The organism is Sphingobacterium sp. UDSM-2020 (assembly GCF_016132525.1).
In the GTDB taxonomy this organism is placed as follows: Bacteria; Bacteroidota; Bacteroidia; order Sphingobacteriales; family Sphingobacteriaceae; genus Sphingobacterium; species Sphingobacterium anhuiense.
Window position 1 is genome coordinate 4,806,535 of sequence record NZ_CP066166.1, and the last position, 15,598, is coordinate 4,822,132.

Genomic DNA, 15,598 nt, shown 5'->3' on the forward strand with positions numbered 1-15,598 from the left:
TATCAATGACACATCTCTTACATCTCCTTGCTCCTAAGTATTTCTTTTAAATTGGTTGGACTTTATTTTATGTTTAGAAAGCCTAAAGAAGTAAAACGTTAATAAGAGGATCTTTAGGATTGATATAAAAAAGCTTAGCATATGATGTGCTAAACTTTTTTATGTGAAAGGTATAATGGGTATTCGAAGGATGTAAATGAATTCTCAAACAGTTTTGCGGTTAATACCTCCTAACATTATAAAAAAGGGAGTCTATTTAGTGAAAACTAAACAAACTCCCTCTTAGAACATTCTGTTATATTTTATTTAAAAAATATATCTAACCCCTAACTGCATTTGCCAAGTTGTACTTAATGTACTGACATTTTGGAAAGGATTAGTTGGTAATTCACCGTTGATCACATTCATATTGAATTCGGGTATTCCATTTGCTGGAGTTGCGGCAGCGTTTAATACTGGTTTTCCTCCACTTACTCCTGGAACCATTTTATTTCCATACAATAATTGGGCGTTGTTTAGACGGCTCTGAACTCCGGCATTCTTACTTAATAGATTTCCGAAATTGATCACATCTAAACTTAGCTGTAAAGTATTTCTACGACCACCAATATTAGTGAAGATATCTTGTAAAACGCGGACGTCAAAACGATTTAACCAAGGCATTAAAAAGCCATTTCTAGGTAAATACTTACCACTATATTTTTCTAAACCATTCTCTTTAACAAAGGTAGCTAAAGCATCTCTTTGTTGTTTTTCAGTATATAATACTGTTCCATCAGCATTTAGACGATCTACAAAAGTTAATGTGTTTAGATCTTTTGGTAAGTAAATCAAATCAGAATTTATACCATCACGATTAATATCGGAATTATAAGTATAAGAGAAACGACCTTGAGAAGCTCCGTTATAATATACACCAACAGTAGTTGCTAGTCGATTTGCATATTCAATTCTGTAACTAACATTTGCCATTAAGCGGTGAGGAATTGCGAATGCTGAAGGGTGTAAGATTTGATCGTTAGGACCATTCACTGTTGCCGATCCGCCCCAAGCAGAACTTGCACTAGATCCAGCATTTGCAGATACTTCTTTTGCATTCGAGTACGTGTAGAAAACACTTCCATTAAAACCTTTGTAATTAGGAACCGTTACTCCAAGAGTGGCACTTGTGGCAAACCCTTTAACACTAGTGTTCGTTAACACAGTCGCACTGTTAGCACCGACCTTACTATTATAGGCGCTCGCATTGACACCAGTTGGATAAAATGCTCTGTTATCACCATAATCACCGGCTTCTCCTGAAGAACCATAATTCAAGAATGTATTTGGTGTTCTTCTATTAGCTCCAAGTTGAAAAATTGCATTTACATCTTTTGTATACATGAAATCTCCAGTCAATACTAAAGGTGTATTGGGAATTTTGTAATCTGCACCAATACTGGTACGCCACACCATTGGCATTTTGAAATCCCTATCAACAAGAGCGAATGAAGAGGGTGCGCCATCTTTTGGTGTCTTAATAAAAACATCCTCGGCTCCTTTGGGAACATTGTTTAAGTGGTAATATGGATCTGTATTGAATTTTACATTATTGATCCATCCAGCTACGGCACTATATCCTCCTGGTTCGATTGTATTTTGTAAAACTCCTGCATTCGTTGGCATATTCGTTAACCAGACAAAAGGAACACGTCCAGAGAAGAAGCCTGTTCCACCACGTATAACTAATGAACGGTCATGAAATACATCATAATTAAATCCAATTCTTGGTGAAATAAGCAGATTTGACTTTGGCCATAATCCTGAATCATAATTCTTAGGATTTCCATTGATATCTAACAACCGTAAGGCATCAATCGATGGATTTGCTGTTAGTTTATTCATATAAATTGGCAGCTCAGCTCTTACACCATATGTCAACGTGAAATTATTGGCTACTGCCCATTTATCCTGTGCATATAATGACGCTAATCCAAAATTAATTCTTGAGTAAGTGTCTTGACCTTCATAAGGGTATGTTAATCCAAACATAATTGGAGCAACTTCATTTGGGGTTCCTGTTTTTAGAAAATCATCAACAGAGGCATATCGGTAATATGAAGTACCCATTCGTGTATAACTATTTCCGAAATTTTGAATTTCAAATGCACCTCCAAATGTAAACGTATGTTTGTCTGCTTGAAGTGTTAAATTGTTTGTAATAGAGTAATTATTGTTAATGACATCATTATTGTATGAAAATAATTCCGTACCAAAACTCATATAATTATTACCTGTTGCAGAACCATCAAAAATATCTACAAATGGGAAAAGTTGTTTGCTTGGGGTACTTCTCGTATCTTGAATACGTGTATATGTAGCTAAAAACTGATTTGACAATCGAGAACTAAAATTACTGTTTAACTCCGCAGTAATCGAACGAACTACGTTTTTAAATGCATAATTACCATTTTCAAAGGTAATAGAATTTTCACTGACACGACTGGTTTGGCTTCGAGGTTGCGGTCCCGAACTTGCATTAGCTACTTGCATAGAGTTACCAACCACTTGATTATAACGAACTGCTAATTTATGTTTATCATTAATATTCCAATCCAAACGTACTAAAAACTTAGTACTTCCTTCTTTGGCTTCATCAGCATATCCTTCATATCGTCCTGGATCGTACCCCCATTGATTTATCAAATGGTTACGTACACTCTCTAAATCTGACCGTTTGGTTCTTGCTATATTATTATCTGGATCCGCTACACCATTTTCTGAAGCTTTCCAAAGATTTGCCCCTGATGCATTGGCTCCCGTCGCTTCTTCTCGTTCTGCGTTTACAAATAAATATAATTTATCTTTTACAATCGGTCCTCCTAAACGAAATCCAAAATTCTTTTTTGCTGCATCGATCTTTTCTAAAGTGACATCTTTAATTTTTCGTCCCTGAAGATTTTGATTTTGTAGAAAATAATAAGCAGAACCTTCAATTTTATTTGTACCAGATTTTGTTACAGCATTAATACCAGCTCCCGTGAAACCTGACTGCGTAATGTCAAATGGTGCTATGTTAACTGAGATTTGTTCAATGGCATCTAATGAGATCGGTTGCGAATTACCACCCGGTAATGGACTTCCACTTATTCCAAATCCATTATTAAAGTTTGCACCATCGATCTGAAGGTTATTATAACGAGCATCACGACCTGCAAAGGAATTTCCGTTTGCTTGAGGTGTAAGTTTTGTAAAATCTGTTATACTTCTATTGATCTGAGGTAATTCGAGAATTTGCTTCTGACCAATACTTGTAGAAGTTCCTGTTTTATCTGAACTAGTTTTTCTACCGGTGATCACAACCTCATCTAAATTAGTTGCAGATGATCCAAACACGGGATTAAGAACGAAGGCTTCACCTAATTGTAGATAAATGTTTTCATACGTAATTGGGTCTTGGCCAACATATGTAACGATTACAGTGTACGGACCACCCACACGCATATTCGCTAAATTAAAACGACCAGCAGCATTCGCCGCGCTCGAATAAACCGTGCCGGATGGCACATGTGTTGCTTTGATAGTGGCTCCTGATGTAACTTGGCCGGAGGATTCTTTCACAATTCCAGTCACACTACTCGTAGTAACTTGAGCATGAATGGTACCATAACTTGCTAATACAAGCGCAAAAAAGAGTAAAGGTCTTTTCATAAAGAAAATTTTTGTTATAAATATGCCTCAAAAGTATAAAGAGAATTTAACATTGAAAGCACTTAACAAAAACTTAACCTACTCATAACAAGAGTCTTCAATTGGATGCTTTTTTATTTAAATAAGTAATAATTGATAAATTGAGAATTTTAACAAAAATTAACATTCGTTTTTAAAATTATTATAATTGATTCATTCAATAATTGCAAAATAGACAATGCAATCGATTGTCATAATGAATCATTTTGGAGCAAAATAATTTTGAAAGTTTACCTGTTTTGTAATATTAATCTCTAAATAAAACAAAAAAAGAAGTTAGGTGTTTAGGATCCCTTTCTCGTATGCTTGAAAAGCCATTCGTAAATTTCATCTTGATGAAAAAGGCGTTCCACGCTCCCATGTGTACCACCTGGAATTATAGTCAACGTTACATCAGCTTCAGGATCTGCTTTCTTAATTGCATTGACTATTTTTTTTGATTCTGACATGGGTACAGCACGGTCACGATTTCCATGTTGTACCCAGAGTGGTACCTGACTTAGGTTGTCGGCATACTTAACACTTCCACCTCCACATATAGCTACTGCCGCTGCGATACGATCTGGATATTTACCTGCTACATCCATTGTGCCGTATCCGCCCATACTCATTCCGCAGATATATACCCGATCCGGGTCGGCGTTATAATGTTCGATAGCATAATCCACAATCTCAATAACTTTATCAGGATCCCATCCGCCTCGTGACTGTGGAGCGATTACGATACCAGGAACCTCCTGACCTTTATTCATCGCATAAAGTACGCCATATCGTTTAACACGATCAAGATTTATACCCGACAGACTCCTTCCGTGGAGAAATATCAAAACGGGGTGTTTATCGCCTGGTAGGTTATCAATCTGTTCTTCTTCTGGTAAATTCAATAAAAAAGGATAGGTCGTCTCCCCTTTAATCGCCTTTAGTTGGGCATATACTTCATTATTCCAGATGCTACAGATTAGCATGAAAATAATACCTAAAAGCCAAAAATTACGTTTATGAGAATTGTTTATCGTATGCATAAGAAACAAAAATACATTTTATTCTGAATCAGCAAAATAGATATTAATATTAATTAACTTCTTTTTTATAGAAAATTCGAGGTAATTTTAAGTTTTCACAAGTAAAACATGTCGCTAAAAATTTTACATACAGCCGATTGGCATTTGGGTAAACGATTGGATTATTTCTCCAGATTTGATGAACAAAAAGAAGTACTGGATGAAATTGTTCAGATAGCAGATCAAGAACAAGTTGATCTTGTTATTGTCGCTGGAGATCTGTTCGATGCGTTCAATCCACCTGTCGAAGCTATTGAACTCCTTTATAAAACACTTAAACGCTTAACGAAAAATGGTTCCAGACCTGTCATTGCCATTGCCGGGAATCACGATTCACCGGATCGTGTAGATGCTCCTGATAGCCTTGCGAGAGATTGCGGAATTATTTTCGCGGGTAAACCCAACATGAAATTTAATCCTTATCAGGTTGAGGGCGGATTTGAAATCACTAAAGGAGATATCGGTTTTCTTGAAATTAAGCTTCTAGGTCATGATTTCCCAATTCGTCTCCTTATAACTGCCTTTGCTAACGAACATCGACTCAAAGAATATCTTGGTGAAGATGAACAGATCGGGCTCAATGAAGTTTTAAGTAAAAAATGGAGTTCGCTGGCCGATTTATACTGCGATGATCAAGGCGCTAATATTTTGGTTTCACATCTATACATGAATAAAAAGGGAGGTCCTGTATTAGAGGAGCCAGACGGCGAAAAACCTTTGCGTATTGGTTTTGCAGATACTGTTTATACGGAATGTATTCCTCCTCAAATTCAATATACAGCTTTAGGTCACCTGCATCGCTACCAAGAAGTGGGTGGACATCGTGCACCAGTTATCTATTCGAGTAGTCCACTTTGCTATTCTTTTTCCGAAGCAGGGCAAGATAAAAAAGTGGCGATTGTAACGCTGGAGCCACACAAAGAGGCGGTCTATAAAACGATCAACATCCAATCTGGAAAAAAATTAATACGAAAAAAATTTCATTCTGTTACAGATGCTATTGATTGGCTTACAGTGAATCAAGATTGTTTAGTTGAACTAACACTTGTTTCAGAAACATCTTTAACACAAGGTGAAAAGAAACGTATTGAAGATAGCCACCCGGGTATTATCTATATCATTCCTGAAGTGAACAGTAGTGCTATCTATCAAAACGAACCCATATCCAGAAGAAGTAAAAGTATTAACGAAAATTTCTCTGATTACTTCCGATATCGAAATAATGACCAATCTCCATCGGAGGAATTGATAGCGCTATTTAACGAAGTTCTGGGTACTCAAACTGAAAAGGAGAATTAACGATTATGTTGCCATTATATCTATCCATAGAAGGGTTATATTCCTATCAATCAAAACAAGAAATAGATTTTACTGCTTTGACAGCGGCCGGTCTTTTCGGGATTTTTGGAAAAGTTGGTTCTGGAAAATCAACGATTCTGGAAGCCATTACTTTTGCCTTATTTGCAAACACAAACCGCTTAAACAGCAACAATAGAGCCTACAATATGATGAACTTAAATTCCAATCAGTTGCGGATTGAGTTTCATTTTATTGGAAAAGAAAACAAAAAGTATGCGTTTGAAGCTTCGTGGCGAAGAAATAGCAAGCAGTTTGAGAAAGTTACGACACCTGTACGAAAAGCTTATGTTTTTGAAGGTGATGAAAAAATACCACTTGAAAGTACCGATGCTGAAACTATATTAGGCATATCTTACAAAAACTTCAACCGTACAGTTATTGTACCTCAGGGGCAATTTAAAGAGTTTCTTGAGCTTAAAGGAGCTGAACGCTCGGGCATGATGAAGGAACTTTTTAATTTAGATCATTATGATCTATTTTATAAAGTCGCTTCTCTAAGTAAGGAAACAGAACTGAAACTCCAAAATATTTCTGGCGCAGTACAAACTTTAGAGGATTACACAGAGGAAAGTATAGCTGAATTGCTTTTACAATTGGAGAATGAACAATTGAAGCTCCAAGAAGTCACAAATACACATCAACAATTAGATCAACAACATCAAAAATTATTGGAAGTTCAACAGTTCCATAAAGAAATAGCTATACAGAAACAAGCTTTTGCTCAATTAAGTGCCGAACAAGGTACAATTGAAAATTTAAAGAAACAGATTCTTTTATTTCAAAAAGTTGATCGTATTTTTAAGCATGCGCTTGATAATCTCGCAGATCTACAGACAGAGGAGTTCCAGCTAACACAAGATTTTGCTCGAACGAAACATCAATTAAATGCAGTCCATACAGCACTGTTAACAGCAAATAGTGCATATAAGATAGTAGAGCAGGATTTTAATCAACTCGATAATAAAAGAATTGCTGTTGAGGATATGAGAAATATTGTTCATATTTTAAAACTGCAAGTTGATATCAAAAAAGAAGCTGAACGATTAGCTAATGGACAGATTGTGCTGCAAGGTGTTGACCAGCAGATTTTAAATAAACAAACGTTAGCTCAGGAAAAACAGCAAGAAATTACCAATCTTAAAGCAAGCCGTGTTGCAAGTAGTTTATTAATGACTATAAATGATTGGTATTCAAAACAAGAGCAATATATTAAAACGCAACATGATTTAGAAGCAGATTTAAAAATTAAGCGAAAGGATTATCAGGATATCATACTTCAATTCGAAAAGGAAAGCCTCACTCCTACATCCTGGCGAGAGAAACTTGCTGAAGATGAGAAGAGTGCATCTATTTTACTGGAAAGAATTCAGTCGGATGAAAATAAAATTCAGGTAAAACAGCAGTTAGCTAACTTTTCTCATGCTTTGACAGCTGGAGAAGCCTGTCCTTTATGTGGTTCCGAGCACCATCCACATATTATGCAAACAGAGGATGTTTCTGAGCAATTGGTTAAACTTAAATCTGAGAAAACTCATCTGCAAGAAACAATACTGCAAATTCAACAGCGTCAACAACGATTCATCCAACTAGATGCAAACCTGATAACATTGCAAAGGGATATAGATAAAAGTGTCGAAAAGTTGAATACGCTAACGATAGAATTTAATCATCACCTGACTCAATTCACGTGGACTAATTTTCAGCACAATGATCGTACAAGTTTCGATCAATGGAAATTGCAGGCTGAATCCATTGAACAGGCCTGTACACTAGCAGAATCGACTTTAGCAGCAATTCAAAAGGAATTAGATGATCTAAAGATTAAAAAGGAAAAATACAGTAATGGTTTGAATAGTATTGCTCTTACTAAATCAACACTTGAAGGACGATCAAGTATTCATGAACAACTGATTAAACGATTAAAATTATCGGAATTCGAACAGTTTGAAATATCTGAAATTGAAATATTGATTACACAATCACTTCAATCAATAGACCATATAGAGCAGGAATACAGCAGGTTGCTAAATGAGATTAATCAATTCAATATTTCTATAGCATCACTTTCTACAACAAGCAATACGTTAGAGACGCAATTAAAGAATAAGCAATCTAAGATAACATTGCAGCAGAAGCTGATTGAAGAACTGTTACAACAGCATGATTTCGTGTCTCTTGACGCTGTAAAAGAAATATTAAAACAGCAATATGATCTTGAAAAAGAAGAATTACGTATCAAACGATTTGAAGAGCATTTTGCTATTGTTAAGGCCAATCTGGTACAATTAGAGCAGAAAATAAATCAGCAAGCTGTTGATATTTCCCAGATTACAAAAATCAGCCAAGATCTGCAATTGGCAAAAGAAGCCAAAGAAATGCTGATAGGTCAATTGCAATCTCTCAAAGATCAAATTCTAATTTCAAAAAAGCGATACACTGAGAAAGTAGAATTGCAAATTGCTTTCGATAAATTGGCACTTCGGAATAAGAATTTAAGTATTTTATCAAATCTCTTTAAGGGGAATGGTTTTGTTGATTACATTTCAACTCAATACTTAGAGGACCTATGTCATATCGCCAATCATCGTTTTGAAAGACTAACTCGAGGTCATCTGAAACTAATCATCAATAGTGAAAATGATTTTGAAGTAATGGATCATTTAAATGGTGGTAAATCACGATCTGTAAGGACTTTATCGGGTGGGCAATTTTTTCAGGCATCTTTATGTTTGGCTCTAGCACTAGCGGAGAGCACCCGTAGTCTCAATCAGAATGAAAAGAATTTCTTTTTCATTGATGAAGGATTTGGAACTCAAGATACTGAATCTGTCAATTTAATTTTTGAAACTTTAAATGCCCTTCATAAAGAAAATCGTATTGTAGGAATTATCTCTCATGTTGATGAATTACAGGAGCGCATCCCTGTTTCAGTTAAAATTGTGAAAGATGAAGATTTAGGAAGCCTGATTCTACATGACTTTTGAGCGCTAGAACCACACATTACTTATAAAGCGCTATGATACTCTATAAATAGAAAGAGAGGTGTTGACCTCTCTTTCTATTTTACAGCATTAAATGCTCTCTTTATGGGCAATTTCGAGGTTTATTATCACATCTCTTATATCACCTTCCACAAAGGATAAATTTCCAATGACAAAAACACCTTTATTTGAACCGTTTTTCTCCGTGATTCCATAAACTGTGTTTTCGTCATCCGGATTCGAATCTCCTTCATATCGATAAATATAATCAATCTTATAATTAGATGGATTTGCAATCAAAGAATCCAGTTCAATGTTATAATCTATTGTATACCCCGCTTCTTTCAACTTCTCTAGGGCAACAGTAGCTGAGTCATATTTATTTCTATCTTCCATAATCTTGTATCTTGATCTTTAATAAAATAACAATTGGAACAGCAAAGTGTTTTTTATCATCTGGTTATTTTTTGGTAAACATACCAACAATATCATCTATGGCACTACCATCTTTATTCTTATCAAAAAAGTCGGAGATCTTGTCTGTCAATCCTCCTGAAGTAGTTGTAGCTGTTGGTTCATTTTTATCAGCACCGAATATATTCCCGATTATATTCCCTAATCCTCCTCCAGAACCCGTATTGCCACCTAAAAAGCCTCCCAGCAGATCACCTAAAGGATTACTCGTTCCATTTTGCGCGGCATTTGCTTTTTCCTTACCCAAATAACCCATAACAATAGGTGCCAGGGTAGCCAGTACTCCTGTAACCTGAGCCGAACTAAATCCACTTTTCTCCGCTAATCCAGAAGCAACATATTCAGTCTTACTGCCAAAGATGTGCTGCACGATCTTGTTGCCGTCTTCTGTAGGTCCCTGTTCGATTACCTCATCGACATGATCCAATATTTCACCGTTATGTTTTGTGTCTAATGCATTAGCAAAACCTTTAGCCTGACTGATGTCGTCCTTACTTTGATTATATTTAATTGCTCCCGCGATCAAAGGAACCGCTATTGCTAATATCCAAGTTGCTTTGGTGCTGTCAATTCCCAGCTTTTTGGACAATCCTGCAGCCATTTGATTACCAAGGCCACCTGTGATTAAATCTGTCATTCCCATAATTTCATCTGTTTTAATTGCGTTTAGAAATTCAAAACAATAATTAAGCCAATGAATTGGATTAACCCGAGCTGATTAGCCACAAAAAAAGAGGTTATTAAACCTCTTTTTTTCTAAATTATATAGAAACTATCTTTTATAATACTTTAAAGCTTCTGGAAGCAATTTTTGAATATCACTGATACGTCTTGCATCACTAGGGTGAGTACTTAAAAATTCAGGATTCCCTTTAGACCCGCCACTTGCCATGCGTTCCCAAAATTTAACAGCTTCAGCAGGATTGTAGCCCGCCATTGCCATAATCACTAAACCCATACGATCTGCTTCAGATTCATTCCCACGCGAGTATTTCAATGACGTTAATTGACCGCCGATACCGTATGCGTTATTGATAATCCCGGCATAACTACTCCCTGCAGTTGCAACCCCAATAACACTACCAATTGCTTGTGTAGCATATTGACGAGACATCTGCTCCATAGAGTGACGTGCTATTGCATGGGCAATTTCATGTCCCATTACTGTCGCTAATCCAGTTTCATTCTGCGTAACTGGAAGAATACCTGTGTATATAGCTACTTTTCCACCAGGCATACACCATGCATTGACTTCATCGCTTTGCACCAAATTAAACTCCCAACTGAAATTAAATTGATTTGCTATACCTTGTTGCGTAAGGTATTGATTAACGGCTATCGCCAGTTTATTACCAACTTTTTTAACTAAAGTTGCCTGACTTGTACCTGTAATTACTTTTGTTTTTGAGGAATTTAAAAATTGTTTGTAAGAAGACGCCGCTTGTTCTTGAATTTCACTATCACTCACCAAACTCAACTGCTTACGTCCAGTAATCGGCACAGTCGAGCAGGATGCTAAAGTAGCTCCAATCAGGAACATACTTGTATATTTAAAAACCTTTTTCATATTTTAAATGTTAAACACTGCATTAGATTGTACCCAACGCAATTCCTATGCCTAAATTTTCTTCTTTTTATTCTTGAAAAGATAAACTTTAGATTCGTGTCCCTTTAAGAGGCGTTCGATATTCTTTTGATGGGTAATCAATATCAATGCGCAGATCGCGATGCCATATAATAGAACTGAAGGAATAGATGTTTTAAATAAGAAGGCTATGCTAAAAGGAAAGGTAAAACCTGCCATTATTGAACTTAATGATACATAATGCGTTGTCAACAAGATTACAATAAAGACCGTAACGCAAAGTAATGCGGCGGGAGCATGAATTGCGAGGATCATGCCAAAGAGTGTTGCCACTCCCTTGCCTCCTCTAAAGCCAGCAAAAACAGGAAATAGATGTCCTAAAACAGCAATCACACCAAGTGCCAATTGATAGTTAACAAATTGGACATTACTGGTACTTTGCCCCGCTTCTATTAAATAAGCTAGATTTGTAGACGTGAACCCTTTAAAGATATCGACGAACATCACCACAGCACCTGCTTTTGGTCCCAAAACGCGAAAGGTGTTGGTTGCACCGGCATTACCACTTCCATACTCTCTAACATCAACGCCATAAAATGCCTGTCCAAACCATACCGCAGTTGGGATTGAACCAAATAAATAAGCTAGTACTACTGCACTTACTAAATAAATAGAAATCATTAATTATTGTTAAATCCTAAACTAATTTGGCCTTTAAGCTTAAATCCAAACTTTTTACAGAATGCGTCAATGCTCCAACCGAGATAAAATCTACTCCGGCTGCTGCATATGCTTGAAGAGTGTCTTCTGTAATTCCTCCAGAAGCCTCAGTGACAAATCTTTCTGCAATAATATCGACAGCTTTCTTCACATCTGAGGGACTAAAATTGTCTAACATGATGCGGTCGACCTTGCCAAAGGTAATAACTTCAGCTAGCTCCTCAAAATTTCTAACCTCAATTTCAATCTCAATATGCTTATTTAAGGTGTCTCTGTAGGCATTTGCGCGAGTTAAAGCCTGCGTGATACCTCCACTGTAATCAACATGATTATCTTTAATTAAAATCATGTCATACAAGCCAAAACGATGATTGGTTCCCCCTCCGATCTTTACCGCTTCTTTCTCTAACAAACGTAACAAGGGAGTCGTTTTGCGCGTATCTAATATTTTCGTTTTTGTTCCGGCTAATAATTTCGCATATCGGTTTGTGGTTGTTGCAATCCCGCTCATGCGTTGCATCACGTTTAAGATCAAGCGTTCGGCAATTAGGATACTATGGATTTTTCCTTTCAGGATTAAGGCTATATCACCAATTTTTACACTCGCTCCATCATGAATTAGCACTTCATGAGCAAGTGTAGGATCTATTTGATTGATAATTTCTAATGCAATCTCTACTCCAGCAAGTATACCTTCTTCTTTAACAATTAATTTAGCCTCTCCAGCTTTGTCTTTAGGAATCGTTGAAAGTGTTGTATGATCACCATCTCCGACATCTTCTAGAATTGCCTGTTGAACGAATTTTTTAATATATTCTTTTTTTTCCATCATGAGTCCTCACAAAATATGTAGCGAAGATGGAAATTTAAATTTTATTCAAGAAAATAATTTGGAATTATTATTTAGAAGCCTGTTTTTCAACTCTAAATTCTTCTATAGTTTGTGTAGATTTTGCCGAACTTATCTTCACAAAAACTCGAAACAGATTTTTATTACTGGTAAGTTGATATACGTAATAACTGTAATTGGTTTTATTTGTAATTTTCTGTATTAATTTTACTGCACCTGGTTTGTTTTTAGAGAAAAATGACTCTAACAACATTTCAGCCTGAAATTTAGAATATTGACCATCCTCACTTAAGATTGATAAAGTTACATTTGTCGCAAAATACCGTGCTATATTTTTGGCATTCCCTGCTTTCAATTGCAGCATTAAAGCATCGTTAATATCAGAAATAAATAAAGAAGATTCATACATTGGTAAGTAGTTCTTGTCAATATTATTCGCTGATATGCGCATAGTTATACACATAAAAAGACTTATAAAAAATAGGATCTTTTTCATTAATTATAGAAATTAAACTCTGTGTAGTTCAAGAACTTACCCAATAGTTATTGTGTTAAAGACTAGCTTTGTGATTTGGTAGATGATTCACATAAACAATGCCAAATTTATATAAATTTTACATTAAACAAACTTTAATTCTTCATTACATTCCTCATAATCTTGAATTATCAGTTGTTTTAAATTATATTTGCTTATATAATTATGGAAAAAAAAGTAGCACTATTAATCCTAGACGGATTAGGATACGGAAAAGAAGATCAATCTGACGCAGCATTTGCGGCAAATACTCCTTACTTGGATTATTTGAAGGCGAACTACCCCAATTCAAAACTAGTAGCTTCTGGTGAAGCTGTTGGTTTACCTGAAGGTCAAATGGGTAACTCTGAAGTTGGACATATGAATTTGGGCGCAGGGCGTGTGGTTTATCAAGAATTAGGCCGCATTCATAAAGCTGTTCGTGATGGTATTTTTAATACGGACATCACTATTCAAGACTCCTTTAAATATGCTTTAGCAAATAATAAGAAGGTTCATTTTATCGGTTTATTGTCCGACGGTGGCGTTCATGCACATACAAGTCATTTACGTGGTCTATGTGATGCTGCAAAACATGCTGGTTTAACTTCAGATCAGGTATTTATACATGCTTTTCTTGACGGACGCGATACAGATCCAAATTCTGGATTAAACTATGTGAAAGAATTGCAAGATTTCCTACCTCAGTCTGTCGGTACTCTTGCATCAGCAATCGGTCGTTATTATGCAATGGACCGCGACAACCGCTGGGAGCGTGTAAAACTTGCGTATGATTTGATGGTAAATGGTAGTGGGACTGAAACTAAAGATTTACAACACGCTATACAAGAATCATATAATCAAAACATTACAGATGAATTTGTGCAACCGCTTGTTTTGACTAATGCTGCAAATCAACCTGTTGCCACAATTCAAGATGGAGATGTCGTAATCTGTTTTAATTTCCGAACAGACCGAGGACGCGAGATTACTATTGCTTTAACTCAAAAGGCGTTTCCAGAGTACGACCTAAAACCATTGGATCTTTATTATATTACGATGACGTCATATGACGAGACATTTAAAAATGTTAAAGTCATCTTCCATAAAGACAATTTAAATAATACTTTAGGTGAAGTTTTAGCGGCTCATCATAAAACACAGGTACGTATCGCAGAAACTGAAAAATATCCACATGTCACATTTTTCTTTTCTGGAGGACGTGAACAGGAGTTTGATGGAGAACACCGTTTGTTGGTACCATCTCCTAAAGTTGCGACTTACGATTTACAGCCAGAAATGTCTGCACAAGGCATTACTGATGCTATTATAAAAGATATTGAAGAAGCGCAACCAGATTTTATCTGTCTGAATTTTGCAAACCCAGATATGGTCGGACATACGGGTGTATTTGACGCGGTAGTAAAAGCGGTTGAAACAGTAGACAATTGTACTAAACAAGTTGTTGAAAAGGGTTTACAATACGGATATTCATTTATCATCATTGCAGATCATGGTAATTCCGAATTTATGGTCAATGCTGATGGATCAGTTAACACTGCTCATACAACAAACCTTGTTCCATGTATTTTGATCGATAAGGATTATAAAAGCATTAAGGATGGTAAATTGGGTGATATAGCGCCTACTGTATTGAAATTACTAAAAGTTGAGATCCCTGCCGAAATGGATGGCGAGGTATTGATTCAAGACTAATATGAAAAATAAACGTATAGGTAACGCACTCTCTTTATTAATTATAGGGGGTGCGCTCCTACTATCGTCCTGTCAAAACGACAAAACGGTGCAAAAGCAAGTAAAAGGATCAACTCTTTCTCTGGATTCATTTTTTAATTCTGAAATTGAAAAGTTAACAAAATTGAATCCAACGGTTGAAAAAACGGTCATTAAAGACTCGGATGAGGAAGTGAAATCTTTGAAGATCCCAAACTGGCAAAATGAACTCAGTGGATTTATAGCTGCTGATATTACAAAAAATGCTGATGCCAGTTTGTATAATTTTAGAGAAGAAGATTGTCAAACAATTTATCAGGCCAAAGATCCCGGATTAGCGATTCAGTATCTCGCTGTGGAGCATGATTTAAAAGGTAAGATTAGACAGGTTGTCATTGAAAGAAAAGTAGACAATAGCTTATATTCAAGTGAAGAAAAACTGACGTATGATGTTGACTCTATTTATCAAATTGAAAAAAATCAGGATATTCTGATATTGGGAAAAAGTCATTATAAAATTATAGGAAAGTTTCTGAATCACTAAAATTTAGAAACCTCTCCTACATCTCAAGTAATTACAAAAAAAACACC

General features: G+C 36.0%; 12 protein-coding genes. 4 read left to right on the forward strand and 8 right to left on the reverse strand.

What is annotated here, in order from left to right; translation table 11 throughout:
- Nucleotides 1-306: 306 nt before the first annotated feature.
- Entirely contained in the window at nucleotides 307-3,690 is a 3,384-nt protein-coding gene (locus JAZ75_RS20315; protein WP_208698013.1) for a carboxypeptidase regulatory-like domain-containing protein, read from the reverse strand.
- A gap of 323 nt (nucleotides 3,691-4,013) precedes the next feature.
- Nucleotides 4,014-4,694 (reverse strand): prolyl oligopeptidase family serine peptidase, encoded by a 681-nt coding sequence (locus tag JAZ75_RS20320; protein WP_208698015.1) that lies wholly within the window; start codon nucleotides 4,692-4,694, stop codon nucleotides 4,014-4,016.
- Nucleotides 4,695-4,859: 165 nt separating this feature from the next.
- Between JAZ75_RS20320 and JAZ75_RS20325 the strand changes: the two genes are divergently transcribed.
- Nucleotides 4,860-6,089 (forward strand): exonuclease SbcCD subunit D, encoded by a 1,230-nt coding sequence (locus tag JAZ75_RS20325; protein ID WP_208698016.1) that lies wholly within the window; start codon nucleotides 4,860-4,862, stop codon nucleotides 6,087-6,089.
- A 5-nt stretch (nucleotides 6,090-6,094) separates the two neighbouring features.
- Nucleotides 6,095-9,133 carry an AAA family ATPase gene (locus tag JAZ75_RS20330; protein WP_208698018.1) on the forward strand — a complete coding sequence of 1,013 codons (3,039 nt, stop codon included), beginning with the start codon at nucleotides 6,095-6,097 and terminating at the stop codon, nucleotides 9,131-9,133.
- 87 nt (nucleotides 9,134-9,220) lie between these two features.
- Here JAZ75_RS20330 and JAZ75_RS20335 read toward each other — a convergent pair whose 3' ends face one another.
- The 6 genes from JAZ75_RS20335 to JAZ75_RS20360 all read right to left on the reverse strand — a co-directional run bounded on the left by JAZ75_RS20335 (nucleotide 9,221) and on the right by JAZ75_RS20360 (nucleotide 13,210).
- Nucleotides 9,221-9,526: a hypothetical protein gene (locus JAZ75_RS20335; protein WP_021190213.1), complete on the reverse strand. Its 306-nt coding sequence runs from the start codon at nucleotides 9,524-9,526 to the stop codon at nucleotides 9,221-9,223.
- A gap of 64 nt (nucleotides 9,527-9,590) precedes the next feature.
- Nucleotides 9,591-10,247: a DUF937 domain-containing protein gene (locus JAZ75_RS20340; RefSeq protein ID WP_208698020.1), complete on the reverse strand. Its 657-nt coding sequence runs from the start codon at nucleotides 10,245-10,247 to the stop codon at nucleotides 9,591-9,593.
- Between the two features lie 129 nt (nucleotides 10,248-10,376).
- Nucleotides 10,377-11,171, reverse strand: coding sequence for a M48 family metallopeptidase (locus JAZ75_RS20345; protein ID WP_132839761.1), 795 nt, complete (start codon nucleotides 11,169-11,171; stop codon nucleotides 10,377-10,379).
- Nucleotides 11,172-11,222: 51 nt separating this feature from the next.
- Nucleotides 11,223-11,870: a glycerol-3-phosphate 1-O-acyltransferase PlsY gene (gene plsY / locus JAZ75_RS20350; protein WP_132768282.1), complete on the reverse strand. Its 648-nt coding sequence runs from the start codon at nucleotides 11,868-11,870 to the stop codon at nucleotides 11,223-11,225.
- Between the two features lie 16 nt (nucleotides 11,871-11,886).
- Nucleotides 11,887-12,741: a carboxylating nicotinate-nucleotide diphosphorylase gene (gene nadC / locus JAZ75_RS20355; RefSeq protein ID WP_132768284.1), complete on the reverse strand. Its 855-nt coding sequence runs from the start codon at nucleotides 12,739-12,741 to the stop codon at nucleotides 11,887-11,889.
- Between the two features lie 67 nt (nucleotides 12,742-12,808).
- Nucleotides 12,809-13,210: a DUF4783 domain-containing protein gene (locus JAZ75_RS20360; RefSeq protein ID WP_208698022.1), complete on the reverse strand. Its 402-nt coding sequence runs from the start codon at nucleotides 13,208-13,210 to the stop codon at nucleotides 12,809-12,811.
- Nucleotides 13,211-13,456: 246 nt separating this feature from the next.
- Between JAZ75_RS20360 and gpmI the strand changes: the two genes are divergently transcribed.
- Both gpmI and JAZ75_RS20370 read left to right on the forward strand, forming a co-directional pair.
- Entirely contained in the window at nucleotides 13,457-14,989 is a 1,533-nt protein-coding gene (gpmI, locus tag JAZ75_RS20365) for a 2,3-bisphosphoglycerate-independent phosphoglycerate mutase (protein WP_208702557.1), read from the forward strand.
- Between the two features lies 1 nt (nucleotide 14,990).
- Nucleotides 14,991-15,551 (forward strand): hypothetical protein, encoded by a 561-nt coding sequence (locus tag JAZ75_RS20370; protein ID WP_132768290.1) that lies wholly within the window; start codon nucleotides 14,991-14,993, stop codon nucleotides 15,549-15,551.
- The last annotated feature ends 47 nt before the right edge of the window (nucleotides 15,552-15,598 follow it).

Excerpts from the sequence above, each read along its gene's own strand:
- JAZ75_RS20330 (WP_208698018.1), top strand. The coding sequence starts at position 6,095 with ATGTTGCCATTATATCTATCCATAGAAGGGTTATATTCCTATCAATCA.
- JAZ75_RS20340 (WP_208698020.1), bottom strand. The coding sequence starts at position 10,247 with ATGGGAATGACAGATTTAATCACAGGTGGCCTTGGTAATCAAATGGCT.
- JAZ75_RS20320 (WP_208698015.1), bottom strand. The coding sequence starts at position 4,694 with ATGCTAATCTGTAGCATCTGGAATAATGAAGTATATGCCCAACTAAAG.
- plsY (WP_132768282.1), bottom strand. The coding sequence starts at position 11,870 with ATGATTTCTATTTATTTAGTAAGTGCAGTAGTACTAGCTTATTTATTT.
- JAZ75_RS20315 (WP_208698013.1), bottom strand. The coding sequence starts at position 3,690 with ATGAAAAGACCTTTACTCTTTTTTGCGCTTGTATTAGCAAGTTATGGT.
- JAZ75_RS20345 (WP_132839761.1), bottom strand. The coding sequence starts at position 11,171 with ATGAAAAAGGTTTTTAAATATACAAGTATGTTCCTGATTGGAGCTACT.
- nadC (WP_132768284.1), bottom strand. The coding sequence starts at position 12,741 with ATGATGGAAAAAAAAGAATATATTAAAAAATTCGTTCAACAGGCAATT.
- JAZ75_RS20325 (WP_208698016.1), top strand. The coding sequence starts at position 4,860 with ATGTCGCTAAAAATTTTACATACAGCCGATTGGCATTTGGGTAAACGA.
- JAZ75_RS20335 (WP_021190213.1), bottom strand. The coding sequence starts at position 9,526 with ATGGAAGATAGAAATAAATATGACTCAGCTACTGTTGCCCTAGAGAAG.
- JAZ75_RS20370 (WP_132768290.1), top strand. The coding sequence starts at position 14,991 with ATGAAAAATAAACGTATAGGTAACGCACTCTCTTTATTAATTATAGGG.
- JAZ75_RS20360 (WP_208698022.1), bottom strand. The coding sequence starts at position 13,210 with ATGCGCATATCAGCGAATAATATTGACAAGAACTACTTACCAATGTAT.